The 21,129-nt window shown below is 68.3% G+C and carries 19 protein-coding genes; 12 read left to right on the top strand and 7 right to left on the bottom strand.

The genetic code is table 11. The features are described 5' to 3' along the window. Positions 1–156: 156 nt before the first annotated feature. The gene (locus tag Ssi02_RS18255; protein ID WP_204026990.1) at positions 157–858 is read left to right on the top strand and encodes a hypothetical protein; all 702 of its coding nucleotides are present in this window, start codon (positions 157–159) and stop codon (positions 856–858) included. A gap of 2 nt (positions 859–860) precedes the next feature. On the opposite strand, the gene Ssi02_RS18250 is transcribed toward Ssi02_RS18255, so the two are convergent. Beyond that, entirely contained in the window at positions 861–1,775 is a 915-nt protein-coding gene (locus tag Ssi02_RS18250; protein WP_204026989.1) for a polysaccharide deacetylase family protein, read from the bottom strand. Next, entirely contained in the window at positions 1,775–2,881 is a 1,107-nt protein-coding gene (locus tag Ssi02_RS18245) for a GNAT family N-acetyltransferase (protein WP_204026988.1), read from the bottom strand. The genes Ssi02_RS18250 and Ssi02_RS18245 overlap by 1 nt, the downstream gene beginning before the upstream one ends. A gap of 247 nt (positions 2,882–3,128) precedes the next feature. Between Ssi02_RS18245 and Ssi02_RS18240 the strand changes: the two genes are divergently transcribed. Continuing rightward, positions 3,129–4,802, top strand: a complete 1,674-nt coding sequence (locus tag Ssi02_RS18240; RefSeq protein ID WP_204026987.1) for a tyrosine-protein kinase domain-containing protein — start codon at positions 3,129–3,131, stop codon at positions 4,800–4,802. A gap of 291 nt (positions 4,803–5,093) precedes the next feature. On the opposite strand, the gene Ssi02_RS18235 is transcribed toward Ssi02_RS18240, so the two are convergent. The 5 genes from Ssi02_RS18235 to Ssi02_RS18220 all read right to left on the bottom strand — a co-directional run bounded on the left by Ssi02_RS18235 (position 5,094) and on the right by Ssi02_RS18220 (position 11,644). After that, positions 5,094–6,140: a 2-oxoacid:ferredoxin oxidoreductase subunit beta gene (locus tag Ssi02_RS18235; protein ID WP_204026986.1), complete on the bottom strand. Its 1,047-nt coding sequence runs from the start codon at positions 6,138–6,140 to the stop codon at positions 5,094–5,096. After that, on the bottom strand, positions 6,133–7,980 hold the full coding sequence (locus tag Ssi02_RS18230; protein WP_204026985.1) for a 2-oxoacid:acceptor oxidoreductase subunit alpha: 1,848 nt from the start codon (positions 7,978–7,980) through the stop codon (positions 6,133–6,135). The genes Ssi02_RS18235 and Ssi02_RS18230 overlap by 8 nt, the downstream gene beginning before the upstream one ends. A gap of 303 nt (positions 7,981–8,283) precedes the next feature. Then, on the bottom strand, positions 8,284–8,373 hold the full coding sequence (locus tag Ssi02_RS39820) for a putative leader peptide (protein WP_373870159.1): 90 nt from the start codon (positions 8,371–8,373) through the stop codon (positions 8,284–8,286). 183 nt (positions 8,374–8,556) lie between these two features. Then, complete coding sequence (locus tag Ssi02_RS18225) at positions 8,557–10,050, bottom strand: polysaccharide deacetylase family protein (protein WP_204026984.1); 1,494 nt, start codon at positions 10,048–10,050, stop codon at positions 8,557–8,559. A 175-nt stretch (positions 10,051–10,225) separates the two neighbouring features. Continuing rightward, complete coding sequence (locus tag Ssi02_RS18220) at positions 10,226–11,644, bottom strand: polysaccharide deacetylase family protein (protein ID WP_204026983.1); 1,419 nt, start codon at positions 11,642–11,644, stop codon at positions 10,226–10,228. A 236-nt stretch (positions 11,645–11,880) separates the two neighbouring features. Here Ssi02_RS18220 and Ssi02_RS18215 point away from each other — a divergent pair, with 236 nt between their 5' ends. From Ssi02_RS18215 to Ssi02_RS18170, 10 genes are all read left to right on the top strand, one after another. Further along, positions 11,881–12,240 carry an NADH-quinone oxidoreductase subunit A gene (locus tag Ssi02_RS18215; protein ID WP_204026982.1) on the top strand — a complete coding sequence of 120 codons (360 nt, stop codon included), beginning with the start codon at positions 11,881–11,883 and terminating at the stop codon, positions 12,238–12,240. A 37-nt stretch (positions 12,241–12,277) separates the two neighbouring features. After that, on the top strand, positions 12,278–12,778 hold the full coding sequence (locus tag Ssi02_RS18210; protein WP_204026981.1) for an NADH-quinone oxidoreductase subunit B: 501 nt from the start codon (positions 12,278–12,280) through the stop codon (positions 12,776–12,778). After that, complete coding sequence (locus Ssi02_RS18205) at positions 12,775–13,410, top strand: NADH-quinone oxidoreductase subunit C (RefSeq protein ID WP_204026980.1); 636 nt, start codon at positions 12,775–12,777, stop codon at positions 13,408–13,410. The genes Ssi02_RS18210 and Ssi02_RS18205 overlap by 4 nt, the downstream gene beginning before the upstream one ends. After that, positions 13,403–14,356, top strand: a complete 954-nt coding sequence (gene nuoH / locus Ssi02_RS18200; RefSeq protein WP_204026979.1) for an NADH-quinone oxidoreductase subunit NuoH — start codon at positions 13,403–13,405, stop codon at positions 14,354–14,356. The genes Ssi02_RS18205 and nuoH overlap by 8 nt, the downstream gene beginning before the upstream one ends. A 103-nt stretch (positions 14,357–14,459) precedes the next feature. Further along, positions 14,460–15,443, top strand: a complete 984-nt coding sequence (locus Ssi02_RS18195) for a 4Fe-4S binding protein (protein WP_239129014.1) — start codon at positions 14,460–14,462, stop codon at positions 15,441–15,443. Continuing rightward, complete coding sequence (locus Ssi02_RS18190; protein ID WP_204026978.1) at positions 15,440–15,985, top strand: NADH-quinone oxidoreductase subunit J family protein; 546 nt, start codon at positions 15,440–15,442, stop codon at positions 15,983–15,985. Before Ssi02_RS18195 ends, Ssi02_RS18190 begins: the two co-directional genes overlap by 4 nt. Then, positions 15,986–16,351, top strand: a complete 366-nt coding sequence (gene nuoK, locus Ssi02_RS18185) for an NADH-quinone oxidoreductase subunit NuoK (protein ID WP_204026977.1) — start codon at positions 15,986–15,988, stop codon at positions 16,349–16,351. Next, complete coding sequence (locus Ssi02_RS18180; protein ID WP_204026976.1) at positions 16,348–18,135, top strand: NADH-quinone oxidoreductase subunit 5 family protein; 1,788 nt, start codon at positions 16,348–16,350, stop codon at positions 18,133–18,135. The genes nuoK and Ssi02_RS18180 overlap by 4 nt, the downstream gene beginning before the upstream one ends. Continuing rightward, positions 18,132–19,640 carry a complex I subunit 4 family protein gene (locus tag Ssi02_RS18175; protein WP_204026974.1) on the top strand — a complete coding sequence of 503 codons (1,509 nt, stop codon included), beginning with the start codon at positions 18,132–18,134 and terminating at the stop codon, positions 19,638–19,640. Before Ssi02_RS18180 ends, Ssi02_RS18175 begins: the two co-directional genes overlap by 4 nt. Then, positions 19,637–21,124: an NADH-quinone oxidoreductase subunit N gene (locus Ssi02_RS18170; RefSeq protein WP_239129013.1), complete on the top strand. Its 1,488-nt coding sequence runs from the start codon at positions 19,637–19,639 to the stop codon at positions 21,122–21,124. The genes Ssi02_RS18175 and Ssi02_RS18170 overlap by 4 nt, the downstream gene beginning before the upstream one ends. The last annotated feature ends 5 nt before the right edge of the window (positions 21,125–21,129 follow it).

Raw genomic sequence — 21,129 nt, 5'->3', positions numbered from 1 at the left:
ACACTTCGGCTACCCAGACGCGAGCTAAACGAGGACTGGGAGGACATTGCCCTGGTGAGAAACGACACCGGACCAGGGCATCTATACCTTGCCGACACCGGCGACGCCTGGTTTGTCCGCCGAGACCGAAACATGCCTTATCGCACGAAATTTCGTATGATTCGTATCCCGGAGCCGGCTTCCTCGGTGCGCGGGGAAACCCGGGTCACCCAGGTCACGACCTATCCTCTTGTGTACGCCGACGGCGAGTCGCACAATGTCGAGGCCCTGGCCATTCACCCCCGCACAGGCCAGGCGATCGCGATTGAGAAGACCGAAAAGCAGGCGAGCCCCGCCCCGGTCTGGATCGCACCCACGTCGCTGAGCACAAGCCAGGACAACGTGCTGCGCAAAGTCATCGACAACGTTCCTGTGCCGGGGGCGTCCGGGGCGGGTTTCTCCCCCACAGGCGACCGCCTCGTCGTGCGCAACGCCACCCACGCCTATGTCTGGTGGATCCGGAACAACGACGTGGTGGCCTCCCTCAGAGGCACCCCCGTCACGATCCAGCTGCCCGAGCAGCGGCAGGGGGAGGGCGTCACCTTCAGCCCCCACGGCGACGCGCTGCTCGTCAACTCCGAAGGGCCGCGGCAGCCGGTGTGGAAGGTGCCGCTCCCGGAGGACGCCGACGTCGACGACGCCGTGCCCGCGGGCATCTCACCCAGCCTCGCCGAGGGGACACAGCCCGTGAACGACAACGACACGCTGATGATCGTCATCGCCGCCGGCGCCGGGGGGAGCGGCCTCATGCTGCTGACCTACCGCGTCATCCGGGCACGCCGCACCTCACTCAGCCTGATGAGCAGAAGCGACCGCTGACCTCACTCGCGCCTGGCCTGGATCCGCCCGGCGACCCGCCCCACGACCGTCTGCGCGAAGCCGATGTGCGGCTCAAGCATGATGCGTCTGCCGTGGGCGATGGGCGTGGCACGGGTGTTCCAGCCGAACTCCGTGGTCAGGCCATGCGCGTAGCCCGCCCTCTCGGCGGCGTCGCGCGTGGCCTCGCTCACCGCGTCGGACTGGCCGAAGGGATAGGCGACCACACGGATCGGCACGCCGAGCTCCCCCTCCAGCGTCTCACGCGACTGGCGGAGGTCCTCGAACTGCGCCTTCGGGGACTCCTGGGCGAGTGTGGCGTGCCGCATCGTGTGCGACCCCACTGAGAAACCACGACTGACCAGCTCTTTTGCATCGTTCCAATCCAGGAACAGGCCGGCGTCGCCTGGCTCGCCCTCGGCGGCGAGCCGGTCGACCAGGTCGGCCAGCGCCTCCTCCCGCTCCTCGGCCGCCATCGTGCGCAGGGTGTCGGCGGCTCTGCCGTAGCAGATCCTGCCTGCCTGGCCCCGGGTGAACAGCCGCATGCCGCGCCACTCGATGCGCTCCTTCGAGCTGCGCTCGAAGGCCCACCCCGCGACCTCCCACCAGGCCCGGCTCTCGCGCGACAGCAGGCCCGGCACGAGAAAGAACGTTCCAGGCAGACCTAGCTTCTCCAGGATGGGTACGGCGAGGCGGAGGTTGTCGACGTATCCGTCGTCCCAGCAGAGCGCGACCGCGCGGGGCGGCAGCGGCCGCCCCTCACGGAGCGAGTCGAGTGCCTCCTCAAGCGGCACCACATTGGCGAACTTGCGCAGCCGCCGCAGTTGTCCCTCAAGGCCGGCCGCACCCGAGCCCGTCACGGGGAAACACCAGGTCGATTCGACGTTGTGCCAGCCGAGGACCGTCAGATGAGAGGACATCAGCCACCAGCTCCAAAACCATATCTACGTACTCGGTTGATCGTGTCGCGGGTCTCTTTGGCGCGTCTGCGCAGTCCGGGATGGCGCTTGACGAACGAGCGCGCCGCGCGGGGTGGAGCGTGCCATAACCGGTAAACGGCGGAACGCACCGACGGTGAGGAGATCCATCCCTCTGCCAGCGGGATGTGCGAGCTGGCGAAGAACTCCTTGTAGGGCTCGTTGCCCTTGCCGAGGTCGATGGTGGTCAGCCCGTCGTCCGCGGCGGCCTGGGCGAACCTCAGCAGCATGACCAGGCCGGGGGAGTATTGCGGGAATCCGTCGGCGTCGTAGGCGCCGAACCACCGCTCGTAGACGGTTGCCGACCGCAGCCCGAACTCCACCGCCACCGGGGTGTCGCCCGCGTAGAGCACGCTGAGCAGCCCGCCGTAGTCCTTGCCGTCGGTGCCGTCCACGGCGAAGCTCTCCTCGACCAGCCGCCGCACCCACGGCCAGGCGAATCGGTCGGAGGCCCCCGTGCGCCGATAGTGCGCGGACTTCCACGCCATCATCAGCTCAAGCATGGCCGGATCACGCGAGCCGTACTCAAGCCGGAGCTCACCGCGCTCGCGGCCCAGTTTGCGGTCCTTGCGCTCGACCGAGCCGATGGCCGACCGGGTCAGCGCCCGGCGTGCGTCGCGGTAAGCCGCGTAACCCTCGCCGAGGTCCATCACCGGCGAACCCACCCGGACGGCGTCCCGATCCCCCGGCCGCACCTGCGCGGCGAGCAGGTGGTCGAACTCGAACACCGACAGGGACGCCGCCCGCAGCATGTCGGACGGCGTGAGGCGGACACCGGGGCGGGCCACCACCCCCTGGCAGTCGGAGACCGACAGGCCGACGGCCCGCGCCACCCCGGAGCCGTGCCGCTCGTAGGGGAGGAAGCCCGCGATGCCCTCGTCGTCCTCGAAGACGGCGACCTCGCAGTGGGGCCTTACCCGGGCGATCGCCAGGGCGAAATCCGGTGCCAGGAACGGGCTGGCGAGCCCCCGGCCGTCATGTTGCCATGCCCGCCAGAGAGCCAGTTCGCCCTCACCGAGATCGCCCGGGACCGCTGTGGTCGCTCGCATCCCGCTCCTCAAACTCTTAACGGCGTGATGATCCATAGGGAGATCCCAAAAGATCCCCAGAGTGTTATCGCGAATGATCTTCAAAAGGTGACAATCGGCGGGGTGACTTTGCGATCATCAGGCAAAGGATGGCGAAAGGGTATTCTGGGGTGGCATTCGCCGCTCACCGAGATCGCTACGCCGACCGTGCTCTCCGTTGGAGCATGGCTCCCCCCAGACCTACGGATGAAGGGTTCCAGGGAACCTGATGAGCACGACGCCCCGCGCGGAAGCCATGGAGATCGCCGATTACGCCTCTCTTTTACGACGGCGTTGGTGGGTCATGGTCGTGGGGGCGGCACTCGGAGTAGCGGCGGCGGCGCTGGGGGTGCTCTACCTCCCCGACGTCTACACGGCCAAGGCGACGGTGCTCGTCACCCCGCAGAACCCCGACAGCCGCAACGCCGAGGTCAACCTCGACACCGAGATGGGGCGGGTGCGCGGCGTCGAGGTGGTCAAAAGAGTCCAGCAGCTCCTCGGCACCACCGACGGCTTCGAGACGCTGATCGAGCGGGTCACCGTCACCGCGCCGCGCGACTCCGCGCTCCTCGCGATCAGCTATCAGGCGCCGACCCCCGCGCAGGCCCAGGAGGGCGCCAACGCCTTCGCCAACGCCTACCTCACCCAGCGCCGCACCCGCGCGGAGTCCCGGTTCAAGAAACAGGTCAGCGGCTTGCAGGACCAGGTCGACAAACTGCGCGACCAGCTCGACCGCACGCCGGAGAGCAACATCGACGAGCGCACCCTGATCAACGGGCAGCTCCAGGCATATTCCTCCCGCCTCGCCGACATCCGGATCGAGGCCGCCGACGTCGCGGTGGGCGAGATGCTCTCCCTCGCCGCGCTGCCGAAGAAGCCTTCGTTCCCCGACCCGATGATGTTCCTGCCCGCGGGCCTGCTCGCCGGTGTGCTGTTCGGCGCGGCAATCGCGCTCATGGTGGACCGCGCCGACAAGCGGGTGCGCGCCGCCTCCGACATGCGCCGGGTGCTCGGCGCGCAGGTGCTGCTCAACCTCCCGCGCGGGCGCAAGACCGCCGCCCTCGGCATCCAGTCGGCACGCAGCCGCGTCGGGCAGCGGTTCCACGAGCTCTGCCACGCGATCACCGCACGGCTGGGCGACGGGCCCGGCAACCAGGTCGTCCTGGTGACCGGCGCCAGCGAGGGCATCGGCGCCAACGTCGTCGCGGTCAACATCGCCGCCGCGCTCGCCCGCACGGGATCGGACGTCATGCTCGTCAACGCCGACCTCGAGTCGGGGGTGAGTAGCGCGCTGCTGGGCGTGGCCGACCGCAAGGGCCTGTCGGAGGTGCTGCTCGGCACCTCAACCCTGTCTGAGGTCGAGGCGCGGGCGGCCATGCCGCCGTCGCTGCGGGTGCTGCCGCGCGGGCATGAGACCGAGCTGGTGGTCGACATGTTGCAGGGTGAGCGCATGTCCCGGCTCATCGACTCTCTGCGTGACCGGTCGCGTTATGTGATCATCGAGGCGCCTTCCACGTCGATGGGCGCCGACGCGCAGGCACTCGCCCAACTGGCGGATCTCGTGCTGATGGTGGTCGAGGTGCCGAAGACCCGCTTCTCAGACATCCGCGATGGTCTGCGGCAGCTTGAGCAGGTGGGGGCTGAACTGCCCGGCGCCGTGGTCATCCCGTGGCAGTCCGACGACAGCGTGACCGTCCCCCCTCCGGCCAAGCCCGCCGCCGCAAAGGAGAAGAAGAGCAAGAAGGCCAAGACCGACCGCGTCGACCAGGCCGTCGCCAAGAAGGACGGCGAGGAGATCGCCAAGGGCGCCGTCGGCGCCGACGAGGACGGCCTCAGCACCACCACCTTCCCCGCCGTCCGCAACGGCGACGTGTCCACGATCAAGGACCACGTCAAGAGCTGAGCGGTACGGCGAAGCCGGCCGCCGGCCATGGCCGGGCCGGGGGTGGCCGGCCTTCCACGGGGCGAGCACAGAGGGCGTGTACCGCTCACACCCCGGACCGCCGGACTCCGCCAGGTCACGGCGACAACCGTCCGGCTGCGCCGTATGCCCACTGCCCGGCTCTGCCGTACCCCACTGTCGCTCGGCTCTGCCGTACGCCCGCCGTCTGGCTCTGCCGTACGGCCCACTATCCGGCTGAAAACGCTCGAGGTCCGGCATGCGCTACCCGCATGCCGGACCTCGGACGGTTGGCTAGCTGATGCGCCAGGTGTCGCCTGACATGAGCAGGTCGCTCAGCCGGCCCGCGCCGCGTTCGGTGGTGGCGCGGTCGACCTGGGCCGCCATCTCCTCGTCGTAGGACGGCCGCTGCACGCTCCGGAACACCCCGATCGGCACGTGGGCGAACCACGGCTCGTCGAGGCGGGACAGGGCGAAGGCGAGCGACGGGTCGGGGTTGTGCGCGTCGTGGACGACGATCTCCGACTCGTCGACCGAGGCGCGGTCGACCACCTCAAGGGTGCCGTCGGCCCGGCGCCGCACCGCCTTGATCGCCGAGACGATCGGCTGCCCGTGCTCCAGGCGCAACGTGATGTCGTCCCGGAGGGCGGGGTCCTTGAGCGGCTCGAAGGCGTTGTCGTTGAAGATGTTGCAGTTCTGGTAGATCTCCACCAGCGACGTGCCGCGGTGTGCCGCCGCCTCGCGCAGCACCGACTGGAGGTGCTTGCGGTCGGAGTCGATGGTGCGGCCCACGAAGGACGCCTCGGCCCCGATCGCCAGCGAGATCGGGTTGAACGGCTTGTCCAGCGACCCCATCGGCGTCGACTTGGTGATCTTGCCGACCTCGGAGGTGGGGGAGTACTGGCCCTTGGTCAACCCGTAGATCCGGTTGTTGAACAGCAGGACGTTGAGGTTGACGTTGCGGCGCAGCGCGTGGATCAGGTGGTTGCCGCCGATCGACAAGGCGTCGCCGTCACCGGTGATCACCCACACCGACAGATCGGGCCGGGAGGCGGCCAGACCTGTGGCGATGGCCGGGGCGCGGCCGTGGATCGAGTGGAACCCGTAGGTGTTGAGGTAGTACGGGAAGCGGGACGAGCACCCGATGCCCGAGACGAACACGATGTTCTCCCGGCGCAGGCCGAGCTCGGGCAGGAAGCTCTGCACCGCCGCCAGGATCGCGTAGTCACCGCAACCCGGGCACCAGCGCACCTCCTGGTCGGACTTGAAGTCCTTCAGCGTCTGCTTGGCGTCGGTCTTGGGGACGAGGGCCAGGCCCTTCCCGTTGAGGGTCTCAGTCACTGTCGATCACGTCCTGGATCACGCCGGCCAGCTCCTCCGCCTTGAACGGCAGGCCGCGCACGCGGTTATAACTGATCACGTCGACGAGGAAACGCGCCCGCAGCAGCAGCGCGAGCTGGCCGAGGTTGATCTCGGGCAGCAGCACCTTGTCGTAGGCCCGCAGCACGTCGCCGGTGTTGGCGGGCAGCGGGTTGAGGTGGCGAAGGTGGGCCTGGGCGACCTTCCCGCCCGCCTTGCGCACCCGGCGCACCGCGGCCGCGATCGGCCCGTAGGTCGAACCCCAGCCGAGCACGAGCACCCGGGCGTCGCCCGCCGGGTCGTCGACCTCGAGGTCGGGCACGTCGATGCCGTCCACCTTGGCCTGGCGGAGCCGCACCATGAGGTCGTGGTTGTTCGGGTCGTAGGAGATGTTGCCCGAGCCGTCGGCCTTCTCGATGCCGCCGATGCGGTGCTCGATGCCGGGCGTGCCGGGCACCGCCCAGGGGCGGGCCAGTGTCTCCGGGTCGCGCTTGTAGGGGAGGAAGGTCTTGCCGTCCTCACCGTTGGGCTCGGTCGCGAAGTCCACCGAGATGTCGGGCAGGTCGTCGATCTCGGGCAGCTTCCAGGGCTCCGACCCGTTCGCGAGGTAGCCGTCCGACAGGAGCATGACCGGCGTGCGGTACTTCAACGCGATCCGTGCAGCCTCGATCGCGGCGTGGAAGCAGTCGCTCGGGGTGGACGGGGCCACGATCGGCACCGGCGACTCGCCGTTGCGCCCGAACATCGCCATCAGCAGGTCGGTCTGCTCGGTCTTGGTCGGCATGCCCGTCGACGGGCCGGCCCGCTGCACATCCACCAGGATCAGCGGCAGCTCCGTCATCACCGCCAGGCCCACGGTCTCGGCCTTGAGCGCGACACCCGGGCCGCTGGTCGTGGTGACGCCGAGTGCCCCGCCGAAGGAGGCGCCGAGCGCCGCGCCCACTCCCGCGATCTCGTCCTCGGCCTGGAAGGTGCGCACGTCGAACCGCTTGTGCTTGGACAACTCGTGCAGGATGTCCGAGGCGGGGGTGATCGGGTAGGACCCCAAAAACAGCGGCAGCTTGGCCTGCACGGAGGCCGCGATCAGACCGTAGGCCAGCGCCTGGTTGCCCGCGATGTTGCGATAGACGCCGGGGGCCAGCTTCGCCGGCTTGATCTCGTAGGAAACCGAGAACGCCTCGGTCGTCTCCCCGTAGTTCCACCCCGCGTTGAAGGCCGCGATGTTCGCCTTGGCGATGTCGGGCTTCTTGGCGAACTTGCTCTCCAGGAACTTCACCGTCGCCTCGACCGGCCGGTGGTAAAGCCAGGACAGCAGGCCGAGCGCGAACATGTTCTTCGCCCGCTCGGCGTCCTTCTTGGAGATCTCGAAGTTCTCAAGCGCCTTGACCGTCAGCGAGGTCAGCGCCACCGGGTGCACCCGCCACTCGGCGAGGGCGTCGTTCTCCAGCGGGTTGGCGTCGTAGCCGACCTTCTGGAGGTTGCGCTTGGTGAACTCGTCGATGTTGGCGATGATGTCCGCGCCGCGCGGCAGGTCGCCGAGGTTGGCCTTGAGCGCCGCGGGGTTCATGGCGACGAGCACGTTGGGGGCGTCGCCAGGGGTGAGGATGTCGTGGTCGGCGAAGTGGAGCTGGAAACTCGACACGCCGGGCAGGGTGCCTGCGGGTGCGCGGATCTCCGCCGGGAAGTTGGGCAGCGTGGACAGGTCGTTACCGAACTCGGCCGTTTCCGCGGTGAAGCGGTCTCCGGTCAACTGCATGCCGTCGCCGGAGTCACCGGCGAATCGAATGATCACGCGGTCGAGTTGCTGAACCTGCTTTGTCACAGCTCGGTCCTCCTCGACGCGATAGGGCGCCGATTATCGTGGCACGTTCTTAGTTCCATGCTAGATCCCTTGGGTTACGCGCTTGCGGGTTCACATTCCACTCAGCCGAGAATGCGACGTGCGCCTAAAGCGAGACTCGGCTCTGAAGCCTCGCCGGCTGCCGGGCTTGGCCCCGACCGGCGTGGGGACGCCCGGCAGCGGGGCATAGGGGTGCGTGGGCGGATTCCTACCGCGTGCACCGGAGGAACCGGGGTCGATGTCAGACATCGTCGGTCTGCGATCGGCGGGGGCGTCAGCGCTCGGTCACGACCGGAAGTGATTGGCGCGACACAGTCCCGACGCGAGCCGGCACAGGTCAACGTGCAGCCGGGCGAAGAGGACAGTAGGGGTCACGCTGTCCAACTATATGTCCCCCTTCCACCTCGTGGTGCGGGGGTGGCGTAAAGACCTTCCGTGGCAGGTCACAGCAGGACACCCAGTCAGTGGTCGTGCGATGTCCGCTACATACCGGCATGTAACCGAATTATGTTTCAGTGGCCAATGTCGTGTGTCGTGACGTTCACGGTGATCAACGGCTCACCAGATCGATTGAGAATCGTCCTCCGTCGGCGGGCCCGCCTGGTAGACCTCCCCCGGCTCCATCGGGCGGGAGCCGTACAACTCGGGGATCGTCACGAACGTGAATCCGCGGTCCCGCAGCCTGCTCAGGATAGTGGGCAGCGCCTCCACACTCGGGCTGTAGACGTCGTGCATCGAGATGACGGCCCCGGGTCTCGCGCGCTCCACCACGTCGTCGGCGATGGCCGACGGGGTCGACTTCTCCAGGTCGACGTTGTGCAGGTCGCCCGACACAACTGCGAGGCCCTGGTCGCGCGCCGCGTCGACGACCTTGTCGCCGGTCGAGCCGTACGGCGCGCGCATGATCGTGGGGCGCCGGCCGATCGCCGCGGCCACCGCGTCCTGGGTGCGGTCCAGCTCGTCGGCGATCTTGCTCGGGCTCAGCGCGCTGAAGGTGCGGTGCGACCACGAGTGGTTGCCGATCAGGTGGCCTTCGTCGTGCATCCTGCGCAGCAGCTCCGGATAGGCCACGGCGCTCGCCCCGACCGTGAAGAAGGTCGCCCTGGCCTTGTGCTCGGCCAGCGTGTCCAGCAGGCGCCCGGTGTTTTCGCCGGGGCCGTCGTCGAAGGCCAGCGCCACACATTTGGCCTCGCGGCAGTCGACCGTGCCCGCCCGGTTGCTCACCGCCGGGGGGTGGTTGTGCTCGGCCGCCTTGACCGCCTCACTGAGCGAGGTGTACGGCAGGCTCGGCCGGGTCGCCGAGTCCCGCATCACGGCCTCCCTGGCCTGGTGCCCGGCGGGGGAGAGCAGGCTCTTGACCTTGTCGAAGGGGACGGCCGCCGCCACCCGGCCCATCGCCCCCGAGGCCACCTGGTAGTCGTCGAACTCCACCACGAGATCGCCCCGGTGGTTGAACGTCAGCGAGTCGAAGAGCGACTTGTCGGATGTGACCGCGTCGAGGTCCACATAGTCGGTGCGTGCCCCGAACGCCCCGCGCACGTGCTCGGCGAGTGCCCCGAGATCGGCGGATTCGGCGAGCAGGTCGGTCGAGTCGAGGGGGCGGCGTGAGGCACGGTCGTACCAGATCGTCCGGTAGGAGTTCGTCCAGCCCGATCCAGTGAACTCGCCTGTACGCAGCCGCACGCCGACGACGGCGGCGGAGAAGGCGGCGAACCGCCAGTCCACGTTGAACTCGGGGTAGGGGATCCGGTTGGCCTGCGGGTTCCGGTCGCTGAAGGCCTGGAGCCGGCCCGTCACCTCGTCCCGCAGGCGGTCGTTGAGCGCCCGTGCGCCTTTAAGGACGGGGTAGGTGATGTAGACGTGGCGTCCCTTGTGCTCTTCGGTGATGGTGCGCGTGCTGAGACCGTCGACCCGCCCGGGGTCGACGGCGCCGGTGATCGTGGGATCCGAGGGGATGGTGGACTCGGGCTCCGCGGGGGAGGCTGTCACGCCATATGCGACCGAGGTGATGGCGATCAGCGCGAGCCCACCGATACCCAGTAGCTTGCGCATGTCTGCCAGGTTAAAGGGGCAATATCGCTTTTTGCCGGGCCTTGAAGGGATGGAAAGTTAATCTTTCCCCGATAGGGGCAACCGCCTGCACACTTGCGGACCGGCGTTTTGCAGAGGTCACCACGCAACCCTCACCGGTGGCCCTCACGTGACCTTCATGCGACCTTCACACGGCTTACTCGGTGTGGTGACGGTGCTTATCTCCATGCCCTTCCCCAGGAGGCGGGGGAACGGCGGCGGACGTGACATTTGGGCCCGCGAGGTAGACCTTCCCGGGTTCCATCACCGCATTTCCGTACAGCTCCGGGACGGTGACGAACTTGTAGCCCTGGTCGGCGAGGGCGCGGAGCATGCCGGGCAACGCCTCCCGGGTGGGCCCGTGGGTGTCGTGGAGCAGCACGACCGATCCGTTCCTGACGTTCTCCGTCACAAACCCCTCGACCGTCGCGGCGTCGGCGTCCTTCAGCTTGTGCGTGTTCACATCGCCGATCACCACGGCGAGGCCCAGGTTCCGGGACACCGTGATCACATTGTCGTCGACCTCGCCGTACGGCGGGCGCAGCAGCGTCGGCCGCTGACCGAGGGCCGCCACGACCGAGTCCTGGGTGCGCTCCAGCTCGTCGAGCACCTTGCTCTGCGGCAGGGAGCTCAGCGTGCGGTGCGACCAGGAGTGGTTGCCGATCAAGTGGCCTTCCTCCCGCAGGCGGCGCAACATGTCGGGGTGCGCCGTGGCACTCGGGCCGGCGGTGAAGAAGGTCGCCCTGGCGTCATGGCGCTTCAGCACCCCTGCCACCTCCGGGGTGTACTTCCCCGGGCCGTCGAAGGTGATGGCCACGCACTTGGCCTTGGCGCAGTTCACCGATCCGGCGCGTGAGCTCTTGGCGGCGGGGAACGCGCCGTCGGGGCTGAAGACCTGGCCGGCGTCTCGCCGGGCGGGCACGGGATGCGTGGCCTGCTGCCCGATTCGGGCCTCCCGGGCCCGATGCCCCGTGGCCGAAAGCAGCTTGGCGATCTTGTCGTGGTCGACGGCGAGGGCGACACGGCCGGTCACGGCGTCCGATACCTGGTAGTCGTCGAACTCCACCACGAGGTCGCCCTTCCGGTTGAAGACGAACGAGTCGAACACCATGGGGTTCCCCACGATCCGCGCGCCGTCGATCCGCGAGCTCTTCCGCTCCATGCCCTCGGCGCGCACGATCTTCGCGAGCTCCCCGAGCGCGCCGCCCTGCTTGAGGAGGTCGGCGGAGCCCATAGGGGTCCGGGTGGTCTTGTCGTACCAGAGTGTGCGCTGGGAGTTGATCCACTTCCCCTGGGTGAGCTCCCCTGTGCGGAGCCTGATCCCGAGAACGGAGGGGGATTGGGCGACGACGCGCCAATCCATGGTGAACTCCGGGTAGGGAGCACGATCGGCCCGAGGGTTGGCTGTGGTGAAGCTGCCGACTTGACGGGCTATCTCGGCCTTGAGTCGTTCATTGAGAGCGGGTGCGTCCTTGAGCAAGGGATGGGTGATGTGGACGTGTCGTCCGTTGGTCTCGTCGGTAATGGTGTGTGAAGTGAGACCGGGCACTTTCGCCGGATCGACATAGTTGATCAAGGTGGGGTCTGAGGAGACAGGGCGACTCGCGTTCTCCTCTGACCGGCCCGTTGCGCCATAGGCCACTGCTGACAGGGCTACCAGCGCTAGGCCGCCGAAACTAAGCAGTCTGCGCATTGAGCCACCGTAAGCGGGAAAAAGCCACATTTGCCGCCCCTTGAGGGGAAGGGTGATGAGCCTTTGACTCCAGAGAGTGATATCTGGGTGACGGCGGCACTCCGAGTTAAGATTCGCCCATGAGCTCCTACGTCCTCGTGGTCGCCCTGCTCGCGATCGGTGTGGCCGTTTTCACCGGGGCTATCCTGATCAACCGGCTGCTCCGGCCGACGAACCTGACAGCGGACAAACTCACCACCTACGAGTGCGGAGTCGACCCGGTCGGCGCGGACTGGGCACAATCCCAGATCCGTTACTACGTTTTCACCTATCTTTACGTGATCTTCGCGGTGGACGCCGTCTTCCTCTTCCCCTGGGCCACGGTGTTCGCCCAGCCGGGGTACGGCATGGCCACGCTGGTCGAGATGTTCGTCTTCCTGGCCGTCATCGCACTTGGCATCGTCTACGCGTGGCGCAAACGCGTACTCGCCTGGACCTGAACACAGGAGGAGAATGCGGGATATGGCGGATCTCCCGATGCCCACAACCCGCGTAGGCCCACTGTCCAGGCTCGCGCCCAAACCCATGCGCTTCATCCTCAACTGGGGGCGGCGCTACTCGCTCTGGGTGTTCAACTTCGGCCTGGCCTGCTGCGCCATCGAGTTCATCGCGACGTCGATGAGCCGCCACGACTTCATCCGCTTCGGGGTCATCCCCTTCGCCAACGGGCCCCGGCAGGCCGACCTCATGATCGTTTCGGGCACGGTCACCGACAAGATGGCCCCCGCGGTCAAACGCCTCTACGAGCAGATGCCCGACCCGAAATACGTCATCTCCTTCGGAGCCTGCTCCAACTGCGGTGGACCGTACTGGGACTCCTACTGCGTCACCAAGGGGGTCGATCAGATCATTCCGGTCGACGTCTACGTCCCGGGGTGCCCGCCCCGGCCCGAGGCCCTCCTGCACGGCATCGTCAAACTCCAGGAGAAGATCGCCGCCGAGAGTCTCGGCGAACGTTACGCCGGGGACCGGGCATGAGAGCCGCGCTTGAGGAGAAGTACGGCTCCCGCGTCGAGGTGAGCGAGGCCTTCGGCCAGATCACGGCGGAGGTCGCGCCGGACGACTGGCAGGCCCTCGCGGAGTTCGCCCGGAACGACCTCGGCTGTGTGTTCTTCGACTGGTTGACCGGGGTCGACGAGCCGCCGGAGGGCTTCGCCGTCGTCGCCCACGTATACGATCCGGCCCGCCACCGGCACCTGCTGCTCCGCACCCGCGTGCCGTACACCGCCGCCACGCTGCCCACCCTCACCGGCCTTTACCGGGGGGCCGACTGGCACGAGCGTGAGACGTTCGAGATGTTCGGGGTGGAGTTCGAGGGGCATCCGCATTTGGTGCCGTTGCTTCTCCCCGACGGCTTCGAAGGTCACCCGCTGCGTAAGGACTTCGTGCTGGCCTCCCGGGTTGCCAAACCGTGGCCGGGGGCGAAGGAACCCGGCGAGTCCGGGCACGGCTCGCCCAGCCGCCGCAAGACGCTGCCGCCGGGGGTGCCCGCGGACTGGGCCCGCCCCGCGATCAAGCCCACCGCCGAATCAGCCACCGAATCCGCCACCGAAACCACTGCCGATCCCGCTGCCGAGACATCTGTGGAGAATGGGGACGAGCGTGGCTGAGGTCCTCGACCTTGTGCTCAGACTCGTGTTGATCCTCGCCGTCTTTCTGGTGTTGCCGTTGATCGTGGGGCAGACCGAGCACAAGGTCATGGCCCACATGCAGTCGCGCCTCGGCCCGATGTACGCCGGGGGCTTCCACGGCTGGGCCCAGCTCATCGCCGACGGCGTGAAGTTCATGCAAAAAGAGGACGTCGTCCCGGCCGCCGCCGACCGGCGAATCTTCTCGATAGCCCCGGCTGTCGCGCTTGTGCCGTACCTCGTCGTGCTGGCCGTCATCCCCATCGGTCCGGGGCTGGTGGGCACCGACCTCAATGTCGGGCTGTTCTTCGTGCTCGCCGTCATGGGCGTCGGGGTGCTCGGGTCGATCATGGCCGGGTGGTCCTCGGGCAACAAGTTCAGCGTGCTCGGCGGCATGAGGTCGGCGGCGCAGCTCGTGTCCTATGAGTTGCCGCTGGTGCTCGCGGCCTCCTCGGTCGCGATGGCGGCGGGCACGCTGTCGCTCCCCGGCATCGTCGAGGCGTGGGAGTGGTGGTGGTTGCCATGGCAGGCCATCGGGCTCGCGGTGTTCTTCATCGCGGGGCTCGCCGAGCTGCGCCGGCCGCCGTTCGACATGCCGATCGCCGAGTCGGAGATCATCATGGGGCCGATGACGGAATACACCGGCATTAGGTTCGCCCTTTTTCTCCTTGCGGAGTATGCCGGGATCGTGGTGTTGTCGGCGCTCACGACCGTGCTGTTTCTCGGCGGCTGGCAGGGGCCGCTGCTGCCCGGCCCGGTGTGGACTCTGATCAAGGTGTTCGCGCTGGCCTTTGTGGTGATCTGGGTCCGGGTGAGCTACCCGAGGCTGCGTGAGGACCAGCTCCAGAAGCTCGCCTGGCTCGGGCTCGTTCCCCTCGCGTTGCTCCAGCTCGCCATCACCGGGGTCGTCAAGGTCGCTTTGGCGTGATGGGGGTCCGGTCGGGACTTGGTAGTTCACGATCGCCCTCATGTGCGACATGATGAGGAATGTGGCGCGTATACCCGGAGAAGGGCTGGCCAAAGGGTTGGCTGTGACCCTGCGGCACATGGTCAACAAGTCGGTGACCCAGCAATACCCCGAGGTCCAGCCGGAACTGCCTCCTCGCAGCAGGGGTGTCATCGCCCTGGTCGAGGAGAACTGCACCGTGTGCATGTTGTGCGCGCGTGAGTGCCCCGACTGGTGCATCTACATCGATTCCCACAAGGAGACCCTGCCGGCCCCCGAGGGAGGCCGTCCCCGGGCCCGCAACGTCCTCGACCGGTTCGCGATCGACTTCTCGTTGTGCATGTACTGCGGGATCTGCATTGAGGTGTGCCCGTTCGACGCGCTGTTCTGGTCGCCCGAGTTCGAGTACGCCGAGCACGACATCCTCGATCTGCTTCACGAGAAGGAGCGGCTCGGCTCGTGGGTCGAGACGGTTCCACCGCCGCCCGCGCACGAGGTGGGCGCCGAGCCGCCCAAGGAGATCGCCGCCGCGGAACGCCCCGCCCGCCCTTCCACGGGGAAGACGGCGGAGGCACGGCCCCGCCGCACCGAGCCGGCTGACCGGACGCCCGGTCCGGCGGCGGAGTCCGCGCCGCCACGCGAAGCCGGGGCTGCCGGCGAGGAGCGGCCACGACGGATGGCTGCCCGCGATGTCCGGGCGATCCGGCCGCCGGGCGCGCTGCCCAAGAAGCCGGAGCCCGAGGGGGCGCCGCCCGAAGAAGCGGAGCCTCGGAAACCGGAGGCGCCCGAATCGGGCACCGGGGGCGAGGAACCTCCCAAGTCCGCAGCTCGGCCTGAACGTCCCGGTCCGGAGGAGCGACCACGGCGGATGACGTCGGCGAACATCCGGGCGATCCGGCCGCCGGGCGCACTGCCCAAGAAGCCGGAACCCAAGGAACCTGAGCCCGAAGAACCGGAGTCCGCAGAGCCGGAGTCGCGGAGACCTGAGGCGCAGAGACCGGAGAACGGCAGAGGTGACGAACCTCCTGAGCGTCCGGGGTCGCCGGATTCGGGGGACTCCACGTCGTGAACGAAGCACCCTCCTATCTGTCGCCCACCGGGCACGAGATCGTATTTCTGCTGCTCGGGGTGGTCGCGGTGGGAGCGGCGCTGCTGGTGGTGACGACCAGGCAGGTCGTGCACGCAGCGTTGTGGCTCGTGGTGTGCCTGGGGGCGCTCGCCGGGTGCTATCTGGTGTTGACGGCGGAGTTCGTGGCGTGGGTCCAGGTTTTGATCTACGTGGGCGCCGTGGTGGTGCTTCTCCTGTTCGGCATCATGCTGACCCGGGCTCCGATCGGGCGGTCGGCCGATCTCAACAGCGGTAACCGGGTGGTGGCCGCAGTGGTGGCGCTTGCCACTGCCGTGGTGCTGGTGACCGTGGTGGCCGATGGGTTCCGCCACGCGTATGTGGATTTGTCGCCCGCAGGGCCGGTCAAGCAGGGGACGGCGGAGGCGGTCGGGGCGGCGGTGTTCCGCTATTGGGTCCTGCCGTTCGAGGCGCTCTCGGTCTTGCTGCTCGCCGCGCTCATCGGCGCGATCGTGCTCTCCCGCACGGACATCAGGGGGAGATAGATGCACATCCTCTACCCGGTCGTGGTCTCAGTCCTGCTGTTCTCGATCGGGATCTACGGCGTGCTCGCGCGACGTAACACCATTTTGGTGCTGATGTCTGTCGAGCTGATGCTCAACGCGGTCAACCTCAACCTGATCGCGTTCAACGTCTGGCTGGAGGATCGGCTGCTGGGCGGCCAGGTCCTGTCGTTGTTCGTCATCGTGATCGCCGCCGCCGAACTCGGGGTCGGGCTCGCGATCGTGCTCGCCGTCTTCCGTAACCGGCGCACCGTGGACCTCGACCGGCTCCGCGACCTGTCCGAACCCGAGCCCGAGCATGAGGGCCGCGGGGACGGGGCCGCGGCGAAGGAGGGGGTGGGGCGATGATCGTTGTGGCGGCTCTCGCCGTACTTCTGCCGTTTCTCGGAGCGGTAGGCGGGCTCCTGGGGCCGAGGTCGGTGCGGTGGGCGGCCTGGGTGGCGGTCGTGCCGGCGGCGGTGTCCGCGGTGCTCGCCGCCTGGCTGGCGATCGGCCGAGCGCGGGTGTCCGGCACACTCACGTTGATCGAGACGGGCTCTCTGCCGATCTCCGTCGGGCTGGACGTGACCGAGTTGTCGGCGTTGACCGGGGTGCTGGCCACGGTGGTGGCTCTCGCCGTACAGGTCTATTCGGTGGGATATATGCGCTATGAGCGGCGTTATCGCTCCTACAGCGCCTTTATCAGCCTGTTCACCAGCGCCATGCTGCTGGTGGTCTACGCGGCCGACCTGATCGTGCTCTACGTCGGCTGGGAGATCATGGGGCTGTGCTCCTACCTGCTGATCGGGCACTGGTGGGAAGATCGGGCGAACTCGCGGGCGGCGGTCAAGGCGTTCCTGGTGACGCGCCTCGGCGATGTGGGGTTCCTGTTTGGGATCTTCGTGCTGGGCTTCGGCGCGGGCAGTTTCCGCATCGACGACATAATCACGAGATTTCCCGAAATGTCGCCCGCGACGCTTACCGTCGGCACGCTGCTCCTCCTCGCCGGCGTCGCCGGCAAGAGCGCCCAGGCCCCCCTGCACACCTGGCTCCCCGACGCCATGGCCGGACCCACCCCCATCAGCGCCCTTATCCACGCCGCCACCATGGTCGCCGCCGGGATCTTCGTCGTCGCCCGCCTCTTCCCCGTCTTCGCCGCCGCCCCCGGCACCCTCACCGTGCTCGGCGCGATGGCCGCCCTCGGCATGCTCGGCGCGGCCCTGGCCGCACTCGCGCAGGACGACCTCAAACGGGTGCTGGCCTACTCCACGATCAGCCAGCTCGCGATCATGGCGGGCGCCCTGGCCGCCCGCGACGCCGACGCCGCGATCTTCCACCTGCTGACGCACGGCGCGTTCAAGGCACTGCTGTTCCTCTGCGCCGGACTTGTCATCCACCGGGTCGCCACCAACCTGATGAGCGGGATGGGCGGTCTGCGGCGCGTCATGCCGATCACGTTCGCCACCATGACGGTCGGCTTCGCCGCACTCATGGGGCTGCCCCCGGCCAGCGGCTTCTTCAGCAAGGACGCCGCGCTCGCCGCCATGGGCGAGGCCGCCCGGGGCGGGGTGCTCAACACGATTTTTTACGGCACAGCCCTCTTGACCGTCGCCGTCACCGGGGCCTACGCGACCCGCGCGTGGTTGCGCACCTTCTTCGGCCCGCCCGCCGTCACCGCCGACGATCATCACACCGGGGAGGGGCCCGCCACCATGCTCTGGCCGGTCGTCGTGCTCGCGGTGCCCGCTCTCCTGCTCGGCTTCGCCGTACTCACCCCGCCGCACCTCGGCACCGCCGTCCTCAGCGTCGCGTTGTCGCTTCTCGGTGCGGGCGTGGTCTACGCCGTCTGGCGGCGTGACCGGGTGCGGGACCCCGCGCGCCTGCTCGGGCCCCTCCGGGTGCCCTTCGAGCGGGCGTTTTATGTGGACACGGTGTATTCCACGCTGTTCGTACGCCCGGTGTGGGCTTTGGCCCGCCTCGTCGTGCGCACCGACGACACGGTGGTGGACGGCGCGGTGCGCGGCTCCGGACGCACCGCGCAAGGCATGTCGGGTCTGCTGCGCTTCGCCCAGAACGGCAACGCGCAGGTCTACGTCAGCGGCCTCCTCGCCGGTCTGCTGGTCATCGTGATCGGGGCGGTGGTGCTCGGATGACAACGTGGACCGGGTGGTTGACGGTCGCCCTGCTGGTGATCCCCACCCTCGGGGCCGCCGGGCTGTTCGTCCTGCACAAGCCCACCGAGAGCGCCTTGAAGGCATATGGCGTGATCGTGTCGGGCGCGGCCCTCCTGCCCGCCGCGGCGCTCGCCCTGACCTTCGACTACGGCGACGCCGCCGCGATCCAGCACGAGCTGAACGCCCCCTGGATCCCCGGCCTCGACCTCCGCTTCCACCTCGGCGTCGACGGCATCTCGCTCCCGCTCGTCGTGCTCACCGCCCTGCTGACCTTCCTCTGCTTCGTCTACCTGCTCGGTGCCCGCGCGGTCGGACGCCGCAGGGAGCTGGTCTTCGCGCTGCTCGTGCTCGACATCGGCATGATCGGCACCTTCCTCGCACTCGACCTGCTGCTCTTCTTCGTGTTCTTCGAAGTCGTGCTCATCCCCATGTACTTCGTGATCGCCATCTGGGGCGGCCCGAGGCGGCGCGCGGCGGCGGTGAAGTTCATCCTCTACACCCTGCTCGGCTCCGTCGTGCTCCTCCTCGGCCTGCTGCTCATCTGGTCGCAGACCGGGACACTCGACATTGTCGCCCTCGCCGGCGCCCACGGCGCGGGTCTGCCGCGCGGTGTGCAGATTGTCGCCTTCATCGCCGTCGGGGTGGGACTGGCGGTCAAAACCCCCATGTGGCCGCTGCACACCTGGCTCCCGGACGCCCACACCGAGGCCCCCACCGTCGGTTCCGTCCTTCTCGCCGGAGTGCTGCTCAAAATGGGCACGTACGGCTTCGCCCGCATCGCCATCCCCGTGCTCCCCGACGGCGCCCACGCCGTGGCCCCCTGGCTCGGCGCCTTCGCCGTCGTCGGCATCGTCTATGGCGCACTCGCCTGCCTGGCCCAGCGCGACCTCAAACGGATGATCGCGTACTCTTCCGTCGGCCACATGGGCTTCGTCCTGCTCGGCTTCGCCACGCTCACCCCGGTCGGCATCAACGCCGCCCTGTTCGGCAACATCGCCCACGGCTTGATCACCGGCCTGCTCTTCTTCCTCGCCGGCGCCATCAAGGACAGGTACGGCACAGCCGACATGTCAGCCCTGGGCGGCGGCATGCTGGGGCGTCTGCCGTACCTCGGGTCTTTGCTCACCTTCGCGTGCATCGCCTCGCTGGGATTGCCGGGACTCGCGGGGTTCTGGGGGGAGATGCTGGCCCTGCTCGGCGCCTTCCAGCCGGCTCCCGGGTTGTCGCGCCCGCTGTTCCTCGTCTTCATGGCGGTCGGCGGCCTCGGCACGCTTCTCACCGCGGCGTATTTCCTGGTCATGCTCTCCCGGGTCACCCATGGCAGCCCGGGGCCGCTCGTTCCCACCGACGGCACCGATGTCCGGAAATATGAGTACAGCGCTTGGGTGCCGCTGGTTCTGCTCATCCTCCTGTTCGGCCTGTGGCCGAAGGCCCTCCTGTCGATCACCGACCCGGCGGTGCAGACCCTCCTGGGGGCGCGATGACCTCTGTGATCCAGTCCATCGACTACTTCGCCATCGCGCCTCCGCTCGCCCTCGCGCTCACCGCGTGCGTGGTGCTGCTGCTCGACGCCTTCCTGCCCCGCGGTCCCCGCGTTCGGGGGACTCTCGGGCTCGTCACGCTGGCCGGAGTGCTCGCCGCCCTCGCCCTGCTCGTCGCCCAGGCGGTCCGCGGCCAGACCCTCGCCACGTTCTGCGTGCCGGCGCCGGTCGCCTGCTCCTACGTCGTCGACCACATCACCCTGATCTTCGCCGGTCTGGCGCTGGTCGCCGGAGTAGTGGTGATCCTGCTGTCGATGGAGGAGTTGGCCGGTGGGGAGATTCCGGTGGGGGAGTGGTACTTCCTCCTGCTCTGCACCCTCGTGGGGGCGATCACCCTGCCCGCCTCACGCGACCTCGTCATGCTCGTCGTCGCCCTCGAACTCGTCTCGCTCCCGGTCTTCGTCCTCACCGCCCTGCGCCGCTACGACGGACGTGCCTCCGAGGCGGCGGTCAAACTCTTCCTGGTCTCCGTCGTCTCCACCGCGATCATGCTGTTCGGCGTGTCCCTCATGTACGGCGTGAGCGGCACCCTTCACCTGGCCGGCCTCCAGCAGGGACTCGTGGGCAACCCCCTCGCCCAGACCGCCGTTCCCAGCGCCGCGCTGGTGCTCATCATCGCCGGATTCGCGTTCAAGGTCGCGGCTGTGCCGTTCCACTCATGGGCCGCCGACGTCTACGAAGGCGCCTCCCTGCCCGTCGCCGCCCTGCTGTCCGTCATCTCAAAGGCCGCCGGATTCGCCGGGCTCATCCTCGTGCTCGTCGTCGCCCAACCCCTCACCTCGGGCATCTGGGTGCCCCTGGTCGCCGTGATCGCCGCGCTGACCATGACCGTGGGCAATCTGCTGGCCATGCGGCAGGCTCATGCCGTACGCCTGCTCGCGTGGTCGTCGGTCGCGCAGTCCGGCTACATCCTCGCCCCCCTCGGCGCCGGGCCGGACGGCGCCGGGGCTGCGGTCGTCTATCTGGTCTTCTACGCCGCCATGAACCTCGGCGCGTTCGCCGTCGTCATGCTCGTCTCCCGGGCCGACTCCCGGCTCGGCGGCGGCACCTTGCAGGACTATCGGGGGCTGATCTTCCGCAGCCCCGCCGCCGCGCTGGCCCTCGCCTTCTTCCTCGTCTGCCTGGCCGGCCTGCCCCCCGGCCTCGCCGGGCTCTTCGCCAAGGTCGCGGTCTTCCGCGAGCTCGTCGACGGCGGCGTGGCGTGGCTCGCGATCGTCATGGCGATCAACACGGTCGTGGGACTCTACTATTACGCCACGTGGACCGCCGCCCTGTTCTCTCCCGCGCCGAGCGGCGCCCCCGAGCTGCCCCGGGCACGGTCGGCGCAGGTCGCGGTGGGCGTCGCCATCGCGGTCGTGGCCACCGTGGTGTTCTCCGTGTCCCCGCAGCTCGTGTTCGATGTCGGGTCGCTCTCCGCTCTGGGGTAACCACA

Origin of the sequence: Sinosporangium siamense (assembly GCF_016863435.1) — a bacterium.
Classification (GTDB): domain Bacteria; phylum Actinomycetota; class Actinomycetes; order Streptosporangiales; family Streptosporangiaceae; genus Sinosporangium; species Sinosporangium siamense.
Note: the sequence above shows the minus strand (reverse complement) of the source record. Positions and strands in the feature narration are given on the sequence as shown.

Excerpts from the sequence above, each read along its gene's own strand:
- Ssi02_RS18255 (WP_204026990.1), top strand. The coding sequence starts at position 157 with ATGATTCGTATCCCGGAGCCGGCTTCCTCGGTGCGCGGGGAAACCCGG.
- Ssi02_RS18250 (WP_204026989.1), bottom strand. The coding sequence starts at position 1,775 with ATGTCCTCTCATCTGACGGTCCTCGGCTGGCACAACGTCGAATCGACC.
- Ssi02_RS18205 (WP_204026980.1), top strand. The coding sequence starts at position 12,775 with ATGAGAGCCGCGCTTGAGGAGAAGTACGGCTCCCGCGTCGAGGTGAGC.
- Ssi02_RS18245 (WP_204026988.1), bottom strand. The coding sequence starts at position 2,881 with ATGCGAGCGACCACAGCGGTCCCGGGCGATCTCGGTGAGGGCGAACTG.
- Ssi02_RS18225 (WP_204026984.1), bottom strand. The coding sequence starts at position 10,050 with ATGCGCAAGCTACTGGGTATCGGTGGGCTCGCGCTGATCGCCATCACC.
- Ssi02_RS18240 (WP_204026987.1), top strand. The coding sequence starts at position 3,129 with ATGAGCACGACGCCCCGCGCGGAAGCCATGGAGATCGCCGATTACGCC.
- nuoK (WP_204026977.1), top strand. The coding sequence starts at position 15,986 with ATGCACATCCTCTACCCGGTCGTGGTCTCAGTCCTGCTGTTCTCGATC.
- Ssi02_RS18180 (WP_204026976.1), top strand. The coding sequence starts at position 16,348 with ATGATCGTTGTGGCGGCTCTCGCCGTACTTCTGCCGTTTCTCGGAGCG.
- Ssi02_RS18175 (WP_204026974.1), top strand. The coding sequence starts at position 18,132 with ATGACAACGTGGACCGGGTGGTTGACGGTCGCCCTGCTGGTGATCCCC.
- Ssi02_RS18170 (WP_239129013.1), top strand. The coding sequence starts at position 19,637 with ATGACCTCTGTGATCCAGTCCATCGACTACTTCGCCATCGCGCCTCCG.
- Ssi02_RS18215 (WP_204026982.1), top strand. The coding sequence starts at position 11,881 with ATGAGCTCCTACGTCCTCGTGGTCGCCCTGCTCGCGATCGGTGTGGCC.
- Ssi02_RS18210 (WP_204026981.1), top strand. The coding sequence starts at position 12,278 with ATGCCCACAACCCGCGTAGGCCCACTGTCCAGGCTCGCGCCCAAACCC.